Source organism: Streptococcus oralis (genome assembly GCF_964238205.1).
Lineage (GTDB): Bacteria > Bacillota > Bacilli > Lactobacillales > Streptococcaceae > Streptococcus > Streptococcus oralis_CZ.
The window spans coordinates 69,037-85,483 of record NZ_CAXSLF010000007.1 but is presented as its reverse complement, the minus strand read 5'-3'; the positions used below and the strand labels follow the sequence as shown (position 1 = coordinate 85,483).

Annotated in this window: 10 protein-coding genes; 8 read left to right on the top strand and 2 right to left on the bottom strand. The window is 41.0% G+C overall.

Annotation, left to right across the window (positions count from 1 at the left end):
- Window positions 1-147 precede the first annotated feature (147 nt).
- The 6 genes from ACESOD_RS09190 (at window position 148) to polA (ending at window position 8,167) form a co-directional block, all read left to right on the top strand.
- The gene (locus ACESOD_RS09190; protein WP_373095316.1) at window positions 148-2,121 is read left to right on the top strand and encodes a DHH family phosphoesterase; all 1,974 of its coding nucleotides are present in this window, start codon (window positions 148-150) and stop codon (window positions 2,119-2,121) included.
- On the top strand, window positions 2,118-2,570 hold the full coding sequence (gene rplI / locus ACESOD_RS09185; RefSeq protein WP_000864204.1) for a 50S ribosomal protein L9: 453 nt from the start codon (window positions 2,118-2,120) through the stop codon (window positions 2,568-2,570). The genes ACESOD_RS09190 and rplI overlap by 4 nt, the downstream gene beginning before the upstream one ends.
- 42 nt (window positions 2,571-2,612) lie before the next feature.
- The gene (gene dnaB, locus ACESOD_RS09180; RefSeq protein WP_000852500.1) at window positions 2,613-3,971 is read left to right on the top strand and encodes a replicative DNA helicase; all 1,359 of its coding nucleotides are present in this window, start codon (window positions 2,613-2,615) and stop codon (window positions 3,969-3,971) included.
- Window positions 3,968-4,234 carry a Veg family protein gene (locus tag ACESOD_RS09175; protein ID WP_000128621.1) on the top strand — a complete coding sequence of 89 codons (267 nt, stop codon included), beginning with the start codon at window positions 3,968-3,970 and terminating at the stop codon, window positions 4,232-4,234. The genes dnaB and ACESOD_RS09175 overlap by 4 nt, the downstream gene beginning before the upstream one ends.
- A gap of 101 nt (window positions 4,235-4,335) precedes the next feature.
- On the top strand, window positions 4,336-5,469 hold the full coding sequence (locus tag ACESOD_RS09170; RefSeq protein WP_373095311.1) for an N-acetylmuramoyl-L-alanine amidase family protein: 1,134 nt from the start codon (window positions 4,336-4,338) through the stop codon (window positions 5,467-5,469).
- A gap of 64 nt (window positions 5,470-5,533) precedes the next feature.
- Complete coding sequence (gene polA / locus ACESOD_RS09165; protein WP_373095308.1) at window positions 5,534-8,167, top strand: DNA polymerase I; 2,634 nt, start codon at window positions 5,534-5,536, stop codon at window positions 8,165-8,167.
- Between the two features lie 117 nt (window positions 8,168-8,284).
- Here the strand turns inward: polA and ACESOD_RS09160 are convergent, their stop codons facing one another.
- Window positions 8,285-9,733, bottom strand: coding sequence for an APC family permease (locus ACESOD_RS09160; RefSeq protein ID WP_373095306.1), 1,449 nt, complete (start codon window positions 9,731-9,733; stop codon window positions 8,285-8,287).
- 425 nt (window positions 9,734-10,158) lie between these two features.
- Window positions 10,159-12,243: a GH92 family glycosyl hydrolase gene (locus ACESOD_RS09155; RefSeq protein ID WP_373095303.1), complete on the bottom strand. Its 2,085-nt coding sequence runs from the start codon at window positions 12,241-12,243 to the stop codon at window positions 10,159-10,161.
- Window positions 12,244-12,414: 171 nt separating this feature from the next.
- Here ACESOD_RS09155 and ACESOD_RS09150 point away from each other — a divergent pair, with 171 nt between their 5' ends.
- A complete protein-coding gene (locus ACESOD_RS09150; RefSeq protein ID WP_373095300.1) occupies window positions 12,415-13,695 on the top strand; it encodes a glycoside hydrolase family 125 protein in 1,281 nt (426 codons plus the stop codon).
- A 76-nt stretch (window positions 13,696-13,771) separates the two neighbouring features.
- A complete protein-coding gene (locus ACESOD_RS09145; RefSeq protein ID WP_373095297.1) occupies window positions 13,772-16,417 on the top strand; it encodes an alpha-mannosidase in 2,646 nt (881 codons plus the stop codon).
- The last annotated feature ends 30 nt before the right edge of the window (window positions 16,418-16,447 follow it).

The following is a 16,447-nucleotide window of genomic DNA, read 5'->3' as shown; positions in this document are numbered from 1 at the left end:
CAAAAAAATTAGTCTGTAAAAGTGGTTTACACTAGTGTAAACCACTTTTTAGTTTGGATGTTTTACTATTATTTGAAAATAGTGTTTCCTCTTTAAAAGTCGCATTTTGGCTACATTTATGGTATAATAATGCGCAAGAGGTTTGTAATGAAAAAAAATGAAATAAATCCCTTTTTTATGTATCTGATTGCTATGGTAACCTTTACGATTATGACCATTTTGATTGTGTTAGTAAAGGATAATCTTATCACTATAGCAAGTCTATTTTTATTTATCGTATTCTATGTTCTGCTATTTAATTTCCAGAAAAAATATTACAAAAAAACAGATATCGAGCAAATCCAGTATGTTAATCATCAGGCTACGGATAGTTTGAGTGCTCTGTTGGAGCAAATGCCTGTCGGGGTTGTTAAATTAAATATGGACAGCAGTGAGATTGAATGGTTCAATCCCTATGCGGAATTAATTTTGACAACTGAGGATGGAGAAATTGATTTTCCTCAATTTCAAAAGATTTTAAAGAGTTCGATTTCTACTCCAGGGTCTTATGCCATTGTTGGGGAGAAACGTTATGCAGTGCATTTAGATAGAAATTCAGGTGTCTTATACTTTTTTGATGTTTCTGGTGAGTATGAGGCGACTGTTGAGCTTGTGACAAGTAGACCGGTAATCGGGATTATCTCAGTTGATAACTATGATGATTTGGAAAATGAAACGTCTGAATCAGACATTAGTCATATCAATAGTTTTGTTGCAAATTTTGTTTCAGAATTTGCTGGGAAACATGCCATGTTTTCTCGTAGAGTGAGTATGGATCGGTTTTATCTATTTACTGACTACACTGTACTTGATCACTTGATGCAGGATAAGTTTTCTGTGATTGATACCTTTCGTGAAGAAGCCAAGCAACGGAATTTACCACTAACGATGAGTATGGGAGTTTCCTATGGTGATGGGAATCATGATCAGATTGGGAAGGTGGCTCTTCTTAATCTCAACTTAGCTGAAGTTCGTGGTGGTGACCAAGTTGTCGTAAAAGAGAATGATGAAACTAAAAATCCAATCTACTTTGGAGGAGGTTCAGCTGCATCTGTTAAACGTACTCGGACACGAACTCGTGCCATGATGACAGCTATTTCAGATAAACTTAAAAGTGTCGATCGAGTTTTTGTGGTTGGTCATAAGAATCTGGATATGGATGCTCTTGGCTCAGCGGTTGGAATGCAGTTGTTTTCGAGTAATGTACTGGAAGATAGTTATGTGATTTATGATCCTACACAAATGTCTCCAGATATTGCTCGAGCGGTTAACTACTTGGAAGAGGAGGGTGTTTCAAAACTTCTTCCTTTAGGACAGGCTATGACAATGGTTACCAAACGTTCCTTGCTTGTGATGGTTGACCATTCTAAGACAGCTTTAACCTTATCCAAAGAGTTTTATGACTTGTTTACACAGACGATTGTCATTGACCATCATCGTCGCGACCAAGATTTTCCAGATAATGCGGTTATTACCTATATCGAGAGTGGAGCAAGCAGTGCTAGTGAACTTGTAACTGAGTTGATTCAATTTCAAAACTCTAAGAAGAAACGTTTGAGTCGCATTCAGGCTAGTGTTCTTATGGGAGGAATGATGTTGGATACTAAAAATTTCACCTCTCGGGTAACTAGTCGAACTTTTGATGTTGCAAGTTATCTCAGAACGAGAGGGAGTGATAGCATTGTCATTCAGGAAATTTCGGCCACGGATTTTGAAGAATATCGATTAGTAAATGAGTTAATTTTACAAGGGCAAATGGTGCAGCCATCAATCCTGGTTGCTCAAGCTTTGGAGGATAAAGAGTACGATACGGTTGTTATTAGTAAGGCTGCTGACGCTATGCTTGCTATGTCTGGTATAGAGGCCAGTTTTGTAGTTGCTAAGAATAGTCAAGGAGCAATCTCCATTTCTGCGCGAAGCAGAAGTAAGATCAATGTCCAACGAATTATGGAAGAGTTAGGTGGCGGTGGTCACTTTAACTTAGCTGCGGCACGTTTGACAGATATGAGCCTGCAAGAAGCAGGAGATAAACTGAAAACAGTTATTTTTAATGAAACAAAAGAAAAGGAGTCAGAAGAATGAAAGTAATCTTTTTAGCAGATGTTAAAGGTAAAGGAAAAAAAGGTGAAATTAAAGAAGTGCCAACTGGATATGCACAAAACTTTTTAATTAAGAAAAACCTTGCTAAGGAAGCTACAGCTCAAGCCATTGGTGAGTTGCGTGGTAAGCAAAAATCAGAAGAAAAAGCACATGCAGAGATGCTTGCAGAAGCGAAGGAAATTAAAGCAAAACTGGAAGCAGAAGAAACAATCGTTGAGTTTGTCGAAAAAGTTGGTCCAGACGGACGAACTTTTGGGTCAATTACTAACAAGAAGATTGCAGAAGAATTGCAAAAACAATTTGGTATTAAAATTGATAAACGCCACATTCAAGTTCAATCACCAATCCGAGCAGTTGGTTTGATTGATGTTCCGGTTAAGATTTATCAAGATGTAACAAGTGTAATCAATCTTCGTGTCAAGGAAGCTTAATTTACGATTGGTTGACAATATTGTAAAAGGAAGGAAAGTCTGATGGCAGAAGTCGAAGAACTGCGTGTTCAGCCTCAAGATATCCTGGCAGAACAATCTGTGTTGGGAGCCATTTTTATTGATGAGACTAAACTCGTTTTTGTCCGAGAATATATCGATTCACAGGACTTCTTTAAGTATGCTCACCGTTTGATTTTTCAGGCTATGGTTGATTTATCTGATCGTGGAGATGCTATTGATGCAACCACAGTTCGGACGATACTAGATAGCCAGGGTGATTTACAAACTATTGGAGGCTTGTCTTATCTGGTTGAGATTGTCAATTCGGTGCCAACCTCTGCCAATGCGGAATACTATGCTAAAATTGTAGCAGAAAAGGCTATGCTTCGACGCCTAATTGCTAAGTTGACAGAGTCTGTAAACCTAGCCTATGAAGCTTCTCAACCTGCTGACGAAATTATTGCTCGTGCAGAAAAAGGCTTGATTGACGTTAGTGAGAATGCCAATCGAAATGGCTTTAAAAATATTCGAGATGTATTGAATATCAACTTCGGAAATCTAGAAGCTCGTTCTCAACAGACTTCGGATATCACGGGTATTGCGACGGGTTATCGAGATTTAGATCACATGACGACAGGTCTGCATGAGGAAGAATTGATTATTTTGGCAGCTCGTCCTGCGGTTGGTAAGACAGCCTTTGCTTTGAATATTGCGCAAAATATCGGAACCAAACTAGACAAGACAGTTGCTATTTTCTCTCTGGAAATGGGTGCTGAAAGTTTGGTCGATCGTATGCTGGCTGCGGAAGGGTTGGTAGAGTCGCATTCTATCCGTACAGGTCAATTGACCGAGGAAGAATGGCGCAAGTATACGATTGCTCAGGGTAATCTGGCTAATGCAAGTATCTACATTGATGATACACCAGGGATTCGGATCACAGAAATTCGCTCTCGTTCCCGTAAACTGGCTCAAGAAACAGGTAATCTAGGCTTGATTTTGATTGACTATCTTCAGCTGATCACAGGGACTGGTCGAGAAAATCGTCAACAAGAAGTATCTGAGATTTCCCGTCAGTTGAAAATCTTAGCAAAAGAACTCAAAGTTCCAGTTATAGCTCTCAGTCAGCTTTCTCGTGGTGTAGAGCAACGTCAAGATAAGAGACCAGTTTTGTCTGATATTCGTGAATCTGGATCTATTGAGCAGGATGCTGATATTGTAGCCTTTCTTTATCGTGATGACTATTATGAGCGCGGTGGTGAAGAGGAGGAAGGTATTCCAAATAATAAAGTAGAAGTGATTATCGAGAAAAACCGTAGCGGTGCTCGCGGAACGGTAGAATTGATTTTCCAAAAAGAATATAATAAATTTTCAAGTATTTCTAAGATGGAGGAACCAAGATGACAGACGCATTTACAGATGTGGCTAAAATGAAAAAAATCAAAGAAGAAATTAAGGCGCATGAGGGACAAGTGGTGGAAATGACCTTAGAAAATGGTCGTAAACGTCAAAAGAATCGTTTAGGAAAACTAATTGAGGTTTATCCATCGCTCTTCATCGTTGAGTTTGGAAATGTTGAAGGAGACAAACAGGCTAATGTCTATGTTGAATCTTTCACCTATTCAGATATTTTGACAGAAAAGAACTTAATTCATTATTTGGATTAAGGATAATCATGAAAGTGAGAAGATTTCTCACTTTTTTTATTTTCTTTCGAATGATATAGATGAGGTCAACCTCAAAAATCTAATTATTTGAAGGAGAATGAATGACATTTACTAAAGCAGGACATAAAAAGGGAACTTTTCTCAGAAAGACAGCTGTAGGATCAGCTTCACTATTACTAGCAGGAGCTTTTTTATTTGGTGGAGGAATTGTTCATGCCAACCAGGCAAACAATGGATCACTGGCACGAGGAGATGATTATCCCTATTATTATAAAAATGGAAGTCAAAAAATTGATAAGTGGCGCATGTACTCAGGACAGTGTACCTCTTTTGCTGCTTTTCGTTTAAGTAGCGTCAATGGTTTTGAGCTACCAGCTGCTTATGGGAATGCTAATCAATGGGGTTATCGAGCCCAAAAAGAAGGCTATCGTGTGGACCAGCAACCAGCAATTGGTGCGATTGCTTGGAGTACAAGAGGGCAATATGGTCACGTAGCTTGGGTATCTAACGTGATTGGAGACATGATTGAAATTGAGGAGTACAATTACGATTATACAGAAACGTATCATCGTAGAATTGTAAAGGCAAGTTCTATGACTGGTTTTATTCACTTTAAAGATGTTGGGAATGCTAGTGTAGGGCATCATCAGTCTCTACTAGCTTCTAGTGGAACACATTACTTTACGGAAAAAGCAGCTATTATGGATCAGCCGACACTGACAGCTACTATTATTGAATACTATGAACCTGGAATGAGTGTTCATTATGATCAAACTCTTGAAAAGGATGGCTATAGATGGATTAGTTATATGTCACGAAGTGGAAACAGACGTTATATCCCCTTAACTAAAACAAGTAGTTCTAAAAATGGTTGGGAAAAAGAGGGAACAGCTTGGTACTACTATGAAAATGGTCAGAAAGCAGTTGGTTGGAAGAAGATTAATGGGAACTGGTATCATTTGCAAGCTGATGGTAGAATGACGACAGGCTGGTTAAAAGAAGGTTCGAATTGGTATTACTTGAAGTCATCTGGTGAAATGCAGACAGGTTGGCTGAAGGATAAAGGTATTTGGTATTATCTGGAAAGTTCTGGAGCTATGAAAACCAGTCAGTGGTTCCAGGTTTCAGGAAAACATTACTATGTAAATGCATCTGGAGAATTGGCAGTAAATACTACTATCGATGGATTTCAAGTTGATGCTGATGGAGTTCGAGTAGAAAACCCAGCCTCATAAGTGTTATTCAGCATTTGGGCTCTTCCTAATGGTATTTTTCCCTGCTTTCCTTTATAATGGGTGTATGGACAAGAAAAAATTATTACTAATTGACGGCTCTTCAGTTGCTTTCCGAGCATTTTTTGCCCTTTATCAGCAACTGGATCGTTTTAAAAATGACAATGGACTACATACCAATGCAATCTACGGTTTTCACCTGATGCTAAATCACCTGTTGGAACGTGTCCAACCGAGTCATATCTTGGTTGCTTTTGATGCGGGGAAAACGACTTTCCGTACAGAGATGTATGCAGACTACAAGGGTGGTCGTGCCAAGACTCCGGATGAGTTTCGCGAGCAATTCCCTTTTATTCGTGAGTTGCTAGATCATCTTGGGATTCGTCATTATGAGTTAGCCCAGTATGAGGCGGATGATATCATTGGTACCTTGGGTCGTTTGGCTGAAAAGGATTCATTTGATGTAACTATCGTCAGTGGAGACAAGGACTTGATCCAGTTGACAGATGAACATACAGTGGTTGAGATTTCTAAGAAAGGTGTAGCTGAGTTTGAGGCATTTACACCAGAATATCTCATGGAAAAGATGGGCATCACACCTGCTCAGTTCATTGATCTTAAAGCCCTCATGGGAGATAAGTCAGATAATATCCCTGGCGTAACCAAGATTGGTGAAAAGACTGGTATCAAGCTCTTGTTAGAACATGGCTCGCTCGAAGGTATTTATGAAAATATTGATGAGATGAAGGCTTCTAAGATGAAGGAAAATCTCATTAACGACAAGGAACAAGCCTTCCTATCTAAAACACTGGCTACCATCGACACGAAAGCGCCGATTGAGATTGGACTGGATGATTTGGTTTATAGCGGTCCAGATGTGGAAAATCTTGGGAAATTTTACGATGAGATGGGCTTCAAACAACTCAAGCAGGCTTTAAATGTATCATCAGCTGATGTGGCTGAGAGTTTGGACTTTACTATTGTTGACCAAGTCAGTCAAGATATGCTAAGTGCGGACTCCATCTTCCACTTTGAACTCTTTGGAGAAAACTACCATACAGATGACTTGATTGGCTTTGCCTGGTCGTGCGGAGACAAACTCTATGCTACAGATAAGCTGGAACTTCTGCAGGAGCCGATTCTTAAGGCTTTTCTAGAAAAAACACCTCTGAAAGTATACGACTTTAAGAAAGCAAAAGTTCTCTTAAATCGCTTTGGTTTGAATTTGCAGGCTCCTGCTTTTGACAGCCGCTTAGCAAAATATCTCCTATCAACAGTCGAGAATAATGAAATTTCAACCATTGCTAGTCTCTATGGCCAAACTTACCTAGCCGATGATGAAACCTTCTACGGTAAAGGTGTCAAAAAAGCTATCCCAGAGCGAGAGAAACTCTTGGAACACTTGGCTCGTAAGGTTGCTATATTGGTTGAGACAGAGCCTGTTTTACTTGAAAAATTAAGCGAAAACGGACAACTTGACCTTCTTTATGATATGGAGCAACCTCTAGCCTTTGTCCTTGCTAAGATGGAAATCGCTGGGATCAAGGTCAAAAAAGAAACACTTCTTGATATGCAAGCTGAAAATGAACTTGTCATTGAAAAGTTGACGCAAGAAATTTATGAGCTGGCTGGGGAAGAATTTAATATCAATTCACCAAAACAGCTGGGAGAATTGCTTTTCGAAAAGTTAGGGCTCCCTCTCGAATACACCAAGAAAACCAAGACAGGTTACTCGACAGCAGTAGATGTCTTGGAGCGCCTAGCTCCTATTGCACCAATCGTCAAGAAAATTCTCGATTACCGTCAGATTGCTAAGATTCAATCCACTTATGTGATTGGTTTGCAGGACTGGATTTTAGCTGATGGCAAGATTCACACGCGCTATGTGCAAGATTTGACTCAGACAGGTCGTCTGTCTAGTGTCGATCCAAACTTGCAAAATATCCCTGTTCGTTTGGAACAAGGGCGCCTCATTCGTAAGGCTTTCGTGCCAGAGTGGGAGGACAGTGTCCTTCTCAGCTCGGACTATTCACAGATTGAGTTGCGCGTTTTGGCCCATATCTCTAAGGATGAGCACTTAATTAAGGCCTTCCAAGAAGGAGCTGATATTCATACCTCGACAGCCATGCGGGTCTTTGGAATTGAACGTCCTGAGGATGTGACTCCAAACGATCGTCGCAATGCCAAGGCTGTCAACTTTGGAGTGGTCTACGGAATTTCAGACTTTGGTTTATCGAATAATCTAGGCATCAGCCGTAAAGAGGCTAAAGCCTACATAGATACCTACTTTGAACGCTTCCCAGGTATCAAAAACTACATGGATGAAGTGGTTCGTGAGGCGCGTGATAAGGGTTATGTAGAGACCCTCTTCAAACGTCGTCGTGAGTTGCCAGATATCAATTCGCGTAACTTCAACATTCGTGGTTTTGCGGAACGTACAGCCATCAACTCACCTATCCAAGGATCGGCTGCAGATATTCTCAAAATCGCTATGATTCAGCTGGATAAAGCCTTGGTTACAGGTGGTTATCAGACTAAGATGCTTCTACAAGTACACGATGAAATTGTTCTTGAAGTGCCTAAGTCAGAATTAGCTGCCATCAAAAAACTCGTCAAGCAAACCATGGAAGAAGCTATTCAACTCAGTGTGCCCCTCATTGCTGATGAAAATGAAGGTGTCACTTGGTATGAGGCCAAGTAAAAAATAGACTATTAAACAAGAAGAAATCCCCTTGAACGTTACTGTTCAAAGGGGATTTTTGCTGAGAAAATTTTGCAAGAAAAGATAAAAGTGATTATATTTAGCTAGTAGTAGAATTTATTTGATTTGTTTCTTTTGTTCTTTTTTGGCAAGTACTGGTAGAATCACACCTAATCCAATCAGAATAATTGGGGTTAAGATGTTTGTAAGAAGAGAGAATTGCCAAGCCGTTGGATTCTCAGCGTAGTTAATTTTTGGAACCATACCAAGGATACAAGCGAAGGCAGTAAAGAGGAAGCACCAAGTACCGATAACAAAACCAAGTTTAGGATTATTCACAAACTTGTATTCGGCATTTTTGTATGTTTTCCAAGCACGGTTGAGCATCATATAGGCAAGGAATACCCAGAGGTAACGCATCGGCATTACGATAGAATTGAGGTTGGTCATCCATTTTACAAGTCCGTCAATTTCCTGAATACCAAAAATTGGAAGGATGATGATAAGGCTAACGAGGACACCTGTAAGAAGGTAGCCGTTAATGAGGACACCTTTTTCAGTACGTTTGCGAAGCCAGCTTGGGATGTAGTTTTCATCAGCGTTATTGAGAAGGATTTGCAATGGTGCGTCAATAGAGAAGGCAAGCGCAGCGATTTGTCCGACCATGTTTGTAAGAGCGTAGATCACGACAAAGAGGTTTCCAACTCCCCAAGAATTTCCTAACATTTGGAAGGCTTGATAAGCACCATTACGCATGAGGTCTTCAGGGATGTTATTGCCATCAAATAGCATTCCCATGGCAACTGATCCGAGGATAGCAGAGAGCCCCACCATGATGGCCATGACAATCATACCTTTTGGAAATTCTTTTGCAGGGTTGCGGGTTTGATTCACATAAGGGGAAATTTTTTCACAACCACCAACTGCAAAGACTAGTAGTGAAATCGTTGTAAAATAAGAAAAATCAAAGTTTGGAATGTAGGTGCTCAGTTGATCCATGTGCGGTGTCGCAAATTGGATGTCTGGTTTAATGAAAGGCAGACCGACAGCCAAAAGCACAAAGAGTAAAGACATAATCAACATAGCACTTCCTGCCAAGCTACCAATGACTTTTAGAGTTGCCAATCCCTTTGTAGAAAGGTAGAGGAAAAGTCCAAAGATTAGCAAGCAGAGAATAACGATCCAGTGGATGTCGATTTGTTTAAGAAGTTGTCCGTTACCTTGCAAGGCCCAACCAAGCGGAATTAGAATTCCTTGAGGTTTTTGTGCGAGATAAGGGATATGCACAACCCAGTAGGTCCAAGCAGCAAAGTAGGCTAAACGTTTGGTTGATGTTTTTTCAACCCAGTCACTAACACCACTTCCGCTTTCCTTAAAGGTAGAACCTAGTTGTCCAACGATGAGGGAATAGGGGATAAAGTAGAGTGCGAGGATTAAAATCCAAGATACGACGACTGAAATTCCCTGTTGAGAATAGTTGTTGACGACGTTTCCTAGCCCCCAAACCATGTTGAAGGCAATCAGAGAAACCATCAGCCAATTAAGTTGGTGTTGATCTTTTTTCATAATGTCTCCTTTTCTATTAGTTTCAGTATATCATGTTTTTTTGAAAGCGCATAACAAAATTTGAAATTTACTATAAAAAATGTAGGGGGAATTTATCAGCTGGAGTTTGTACTTGAGTAAAAGTTATACACAATCTGTGGATAACTTTGTGAAATAAACAATTGTTTTCCAAATGTTAGTTTAGAAAAAAGAGATAGAATGTATGAGTTGGGTACTAAGCTAGTCGGTTATAAAGACTGATAGAACAGTCTATTGAGGGCGTTTTACTTTAGAATGTCAAAAAAATGGTTGAGAGAAATCGTTTGGAAGTACATGAAATTGATTTGAAAGTTGATTGAAAGTTATACACAATCTGTGGATAACTTTGTGGAGGATTTGGTATAAATCAGAAAATCCCCTTGTACATGACAAAGGGATTTGAACTATTAGTGATTTGGTAACCAGCTGAGGGTAAAGTCGAGAGATTGGGCGTTTAGCAAATCTTGGTGATCAATACTCTGAACTTCTTGTCCGTCAAGATGACAGTCTTGTACAAAGTGGAAATGTTCATGGTTTTGATGCGCGTGAATATCCAACCACTGTTCTTTTTCTGCCAGATAGACACGTAGGTTATCAAAGAGTGGAATCCCAAGGTCGTAAGACGCTTTACCTGGACAGGTTGGATAAAGACCGAGAGCAGACCAGACATACCAAGCCGATAAACTACCGTTATCCTCATCTCCTGGATAAGCATCCCAGCCAGCTTGAAAGGCTTTTTGACGGAGAGTCTTGATTAAGAGACTGGTATATTGGGGATAATTACTGTAACGGAACAGATAAGGGATGTGGAAGCTTGGTTGGTTTGAAATGGCTAGTTGACCAAATAGCGCTGTTGCCATTTCGCTCATCTCATGGATTTCATAGCCATAACCTGTCGTTTCAAAGAGAGGTAAACTTTGGCAAGCTTTTAAGAGATAGTCGCTAAAGGCTTCTTTTCCACCCATTAGTTGGCTCAGTCCAGAAATATCGTGTAAGACACCGAGACTGGCTTGGATGGCTGAACACTCAGCATAATCACGGCCCCAACTATAAGGAGAAAAGTCAGGGCGGAAGTTGCCATCTACATCACGCGCCCTCATATAACCTGTCTCAGGGTCAAATAGGTTTTGATAGTTCTTAGAATATTGAGTATAGGTCTGAGCTAGCTCTGCTTGATCTAATTTTGCTGCGCAAGTAGAGATACAAAAATCACTATAGGCATAGTCTAGTGTGTGACTGACACTTTCATGGAAGTCTGTGGATAGGTAGCCTAGTTCTTGGTATTGTGCCAGGCCGTGTCGTCCGTTGATAGCTTTTGGATCAGCCTTAGTCGCAGTTTCAAGCATGGCTTTGAGAAATTCCTCCTCAAGTTCAGGTGCCATGTCTTTACAAGCACTATCTGCAATAAGGCCATCAATCAAGGTGCCAGGCATCATCCCTCTTTCGTCAGGAGCCAGCCACTTAGGGAGATACCCAGTGTCTCGATAGCTATTTAGGAAGCCTTCAAGAAACTGACGATAGCGTTTCGGAATAATCAAGGCAAAGAGTGGGAATGAAGTACGGAAGGTATCCCAAAAGCCATTGTTGGTAAAGAGTAGACCAGGTTTGATAGTTCCTGAAGCTAGGTCTATATGGATGTTTTCACCTTGCTCATTTACCTCATAGAAGGTTTGTGGGAAAAGGAAGAGCCTGTATAGGCAGTGGTCAAAAAAGGTCCGATCAACTGGACCAGTTTCCACGACATCAAAACGGCCTAGAAGCTCTTCCCAACTTTTTTTGGCATCTGCTTTTGTTTCTTCAAAATCCTGTTTAGGAAGATTAAAGAGGGCCTGTTCTTTGGAAATAAAGGAAGTTGCTAGTTGAACTTGAACTTCCGCTCCAGCCAAGTCAATACGCCAGTCTTGCCCCTCTTGCGTAATAGAAAGGATTTCTACAGAAAATGCGAGAGCAGTATACATGACGAGAGGACTTTTATTGGTTTCGGTTTCACCTTCTTGTCTCAGGGCCAGAGTTCGCTTATCGACTTGTTCGACTGTCAGTTCATCTGTGGCATGCAGATAGAGTGAGAGGTTCTTGCCTTGTGTCTGTCTTAGTTGAATAGAGGCCCCGTAGCAAGTAGGACTTAGCTGCGTTTCAATCTGATAACGCTCAGAAAAAATCTTTAAAAAATGAGGATTAAAAATAGCACGTTCAAGATTATAAGAAGATTGACGATGAAAGAGGGTGTCGCCGCTGATTTCTCCTGTAATTGGTGTCAGCAAGAGCCAGGAGTAATCGCCAATCCAAGGGCTAGGTTGGTGGGTTAGTCGAATACCCTGAAAGATAGGAAGATGGGGGTCAAAAAACCATGATCCTTCCTGGTCACTAGTTTGGGGGACAAAGTAATTCATGCCAAAAGGAACACCTGTGTAGGGTAGGGTGTTTCCTCGCGAAAAAGCGTTTTTACTGGCTGTTCCAAAACGCGTATCAATGGATTCAAGTATGGGTTTCATAGTAATTCCTTCACTAGTTTTCTACATTATAACAGAAAAAGGAGACTTTTAGAAAGCGACTTCAAAATATAACAATTTTGTAGAATAATGACTAACATTTGTGTATATATTTTCTGGACTAAAAGCTATATACTGAAAATGAAAATCTGTTTGAAAGAGGCAAAATAGTTTATGGTTTATTCAAAAGAAATTGTCAGAGAGTGGCTAGATGAGGTAGCAAAGCGTGCCAAGGAGCATCCTGAGTGGGTTGATGTCTTTGAACGTTGCTATACAGACACCTTGGACAATACAGTTGAAATCTTAGAAGACGGCTCAACTTTTGTACTAACTGGGGATATCCCAGCTATGTGGCTCCGTGATTCAACTGCTCAGCTGAGACCTTACCTCCATGTGGCTAAAAGAGACCCTCGTTTGCGTCAAACCATTGCAGGTTTGGTCAAACGTCAGATGACTTTGATTCTCAAAGATCCCTATGCTAACTCTTTCAATATTGAGGAAAACTGGAAAGGTCACCACGAAACAGACCATACAGACCTCAATGGCTGGATTTGGGAGCGTAAGTATGAAGTGGATTCGCTTTGCTATCCCTTGCAATTGGCTTACCTTCTTTGGAAGGAAACTGGTGAGACTAGCCAGTTTGATGAGACTTTTGTTATAGCGACCAAGGAAATTCTCCATCTCTGGACGGTGGAACAAGACCACAAGAACTCTCCTTATCGTTTTGTTCGGGATACAGACCGCAAGGAAGACACTCTGGTAAATGATGGTTTTGGTCCTGACTTTGCCGTAACAGGAATGACCTGGTCAGCCTTTCGTCCAAGTGATGACTGCTGTCAGTATAGCTATTTGATTCCTTCAAATATGTTCGCAGTGGTTGTTTTGGGTTATATTCAGGAAATTTTTGCGGAATTAAATCTAGCTGATGGTGAAAGCATTATTGCTGATGCCAAACGCCTGCAAGCTGAAATCCAAGAAGGAATCGAAAACTACGCCTACACCACTAACAGCAAGGGTGAGAAGATTTATGCCTTTGAGGTAGATGGTTTAGGAAATGCTAGCATCATGGATGATCCAAACGTACCAAGTTTGTTGGCTGCTCCATATCTTGGCTACTGTGATGTCAATGATGAAGTGTATCAAGCCACTCGTCGTACCATTCTTAGTCCTGAAAATCCTTACTTCTACCAAGGGGAATACGCAAGTGGACTTGGAAGTTCACATACCTTCTACCGCTATATCTGGCCGATTGCCCTTTCTATCCAAGGATTGACAGCTACAAATAAAGCTGAGAAAAAATTCTTGCTGGATCAGCTGGTTGCTTGCGATGGTGGAACAGGTGTGATGCACGAAAGTTTCCACGTAGACGATCCGACACTTTACTCACGCGAATGGTTCTCATGGGCCAACATGATGTTCTGCGAATTAGTCTTGGATTACCTAGATATTCGCTAATGAGCTTTTGCTCGACAGATTCTTGTACAGAATCACAAATATATTTTTAAATTTAAGTTAGAATGAGGTTTTACTCATGGAAAATGTTGTTGTACATATCATCTCTCACAGTCACTGGGATCGTGAGTGGTATTTACCGTTTGAAAGTCACCGGATGCAATTGGTGGAACTTTTTGACAATCTCTTTGATCTTTTTGAAAATGACCCTGAATTCAAAAGTTTCCACTTGGATGGCCAAACCATCGTCCTTGATGACTACTTAGAAATTCGCCCTGAAAACCGTGACAAGGTGCAGCGCTATATCGACGAAGGCAAGCTCAAGATTGGTCCTTTTTACATCTTGCAGGATGACTACCTGATTTCAAGTGAAGCCAATGTCCGCAATACCTTGATTGGTCAAGCTGAATGTGCCAAATGGGGCAAATCTACTCAAATTGGTTACTTCCCAGATACCTTTGGAAATATGGGGCAGGCTCCTCAAATCCTTCAAAAATCAGGTATTCACGTAGCAGCCTTTGGTCGTGGTGTGAAGCCAATCGGATTTGACAACCAAGTTCTCGAAGATGAGCAATTCACTTCTCAATTTTCTGAAATGTACTGGCAAGGGGCTGATGGTAGCCGTGTACTCGGTATTCTCTTTGCTAACTGGTACAGTAACGGGAACGAAATTCCAGTAGATAAAGACGAAGCTTTGACTTTCTGGAAACAAAAATTGGCAGACGTTCGTGACTATGCATCGACCAACCAATGGTTGATGATGAACGGATGTGACCACCAACCAGTTCAACGAAACTTGAGTGAAGCTATTCGAGTAGCCAATGAACTCTTCCCTGACGTGACCTTTATTCACAGCTCCTTTGATGAATATGTCCAAGCAGTGGAAAGTGCACTTCCTGAACACCTATCAACGGTCACAGGTGAGTTAACCAGCCAGGAAACAGATGGTTGGTACACTCTTGCTAACACCTCTTCTTCACGTATTTATCTCAAACAAGCCTTTCAAGAAAACAGCAATTTGTTGGAGCAAGTAGTAGAACCTTTGACCATCATTACTGGTGGACATAACCACAAGGATCAATTAACTTATGCTTGGAAAGTACTCTTGCAAAATGCACCACATGATAGTATCTGTGGATGCAGTATTGACGAAGTTCACCGTGAAATGGAAACTCGTTTTGCCAAGGTCAACCAAGTTGGAAACTTTGTCAAGACCAACCTTCTCAATGAGTGGAAACATAAAATAGCGACTCAGGAAGCGCAAAGTGATCACCTCTTTACCGTTGTCAACACAGCTTTACATGACAAGGTTGATACAGTCAGTGTTGTAGTGGATGTTGTGACTTGTGATTTCAAAGAATTGCATCCAACAGAAGGCTACAAGAAGATGGCAGCTGTGACCTTGCCAGATTACCATGTTGAAGATTTGGATGGCCATGTCCTTGAAGCCAAGATTGAAGACTTGGGAGCAAGTTTTGGTTATACTTTGCCTAAGGATAAATTCCGCCAACCCTATATTGCACGTCAAGTGCGCGTGACAATCCCAGTTCACCTTGCTCCTCTTTCTTGGGCAAGCTTCCAATTGGTTGAAGGTCAAGTAAATCACCGTGATGGTATTTACCAAAATGGAGTCATTGACACACCATTCGTAACAGTGAGTGTAGACCAAGGAATTACAGTCTACGACAAGACTACTAACGAAGCCTACGAAGATTTCATCCAATTCGAGGACCGTGGAGATATTGGTAACGAGTACATTTACTTCCAGCCAAAAGGAACTGAGCCAATCTACGCTCAACTGAAAGGCTATGAAGTCTTAGAAAATAATGCTCGCTATGCAAAAATCTTGCTCAAACATGACTTGACTATTCCAGTTAGCGCAGATGAAAAATTGGATGCTGAACAAAGAGGTATCATCGAGTTCATGAAACGAGATGCAGGTCGTTCAGAAGAGTTGACAACCATTCCTCTTGAAACAGAAATGACTGTCTTTGTGGACAATCCACAGATTCGCTTCAAGACTCGCTTTACCAATACAGCCAAAGACCACCGCATTCGTCTCTTGGTCAAAACTCATAACACACGTTCAAGTAATGATTCTGAAAGCATCTATGAAGTTGTGACAAGACCAAATAAACCGGCAGCTTCTTGGGAAAATCCTGAAAATCCACAACACCAACAAGCCTTTGTGAGTTTGTATGATGATGTAAAAGGGGTGACAGTAGCCAATAAAGGATTGCACGAATACGAAATCCTTGGAGACGACACAATGGCTGTAACCCTTCTTCGTGCTTCAGGTGAGCTAGGTGACTGGGGCTATTTCCCAACACCAGAAGCCCAGTGCTTGCGCGATATCGAAGTTGAGTTTGCAGTAGAATGCCATCAAGCAGGGGAACGCTTCTCGGCCTTCCGTCGTGCAAAAGCCTTCCAGGTGCCATTTACAGCCCTTCAAGTTGCAAAACAAGAAGGTAGCGTTGCAGCAACAGGTAGTCTCTTTAGCCATGCAGCGCTGAACTTGCCACAAGTCTGCCCTACAGCCTTTAAAGTTGCTGAAAATGAAGAAGGATACGTCCTTCGTTACTACAACATGAGTCAAGAAAATATCCGTGTGTCTGAAAAACAACAAACCATTCTTGACTTGTTGGAACGCCCATACCCAGTCCATTCAGGATTATTGGCACCACAGGAAATTCGTACAGAACTCATTCAAAAAGAAGAAATTTAATTTCAAAAAGTAAACATAAACAGAAAGGAG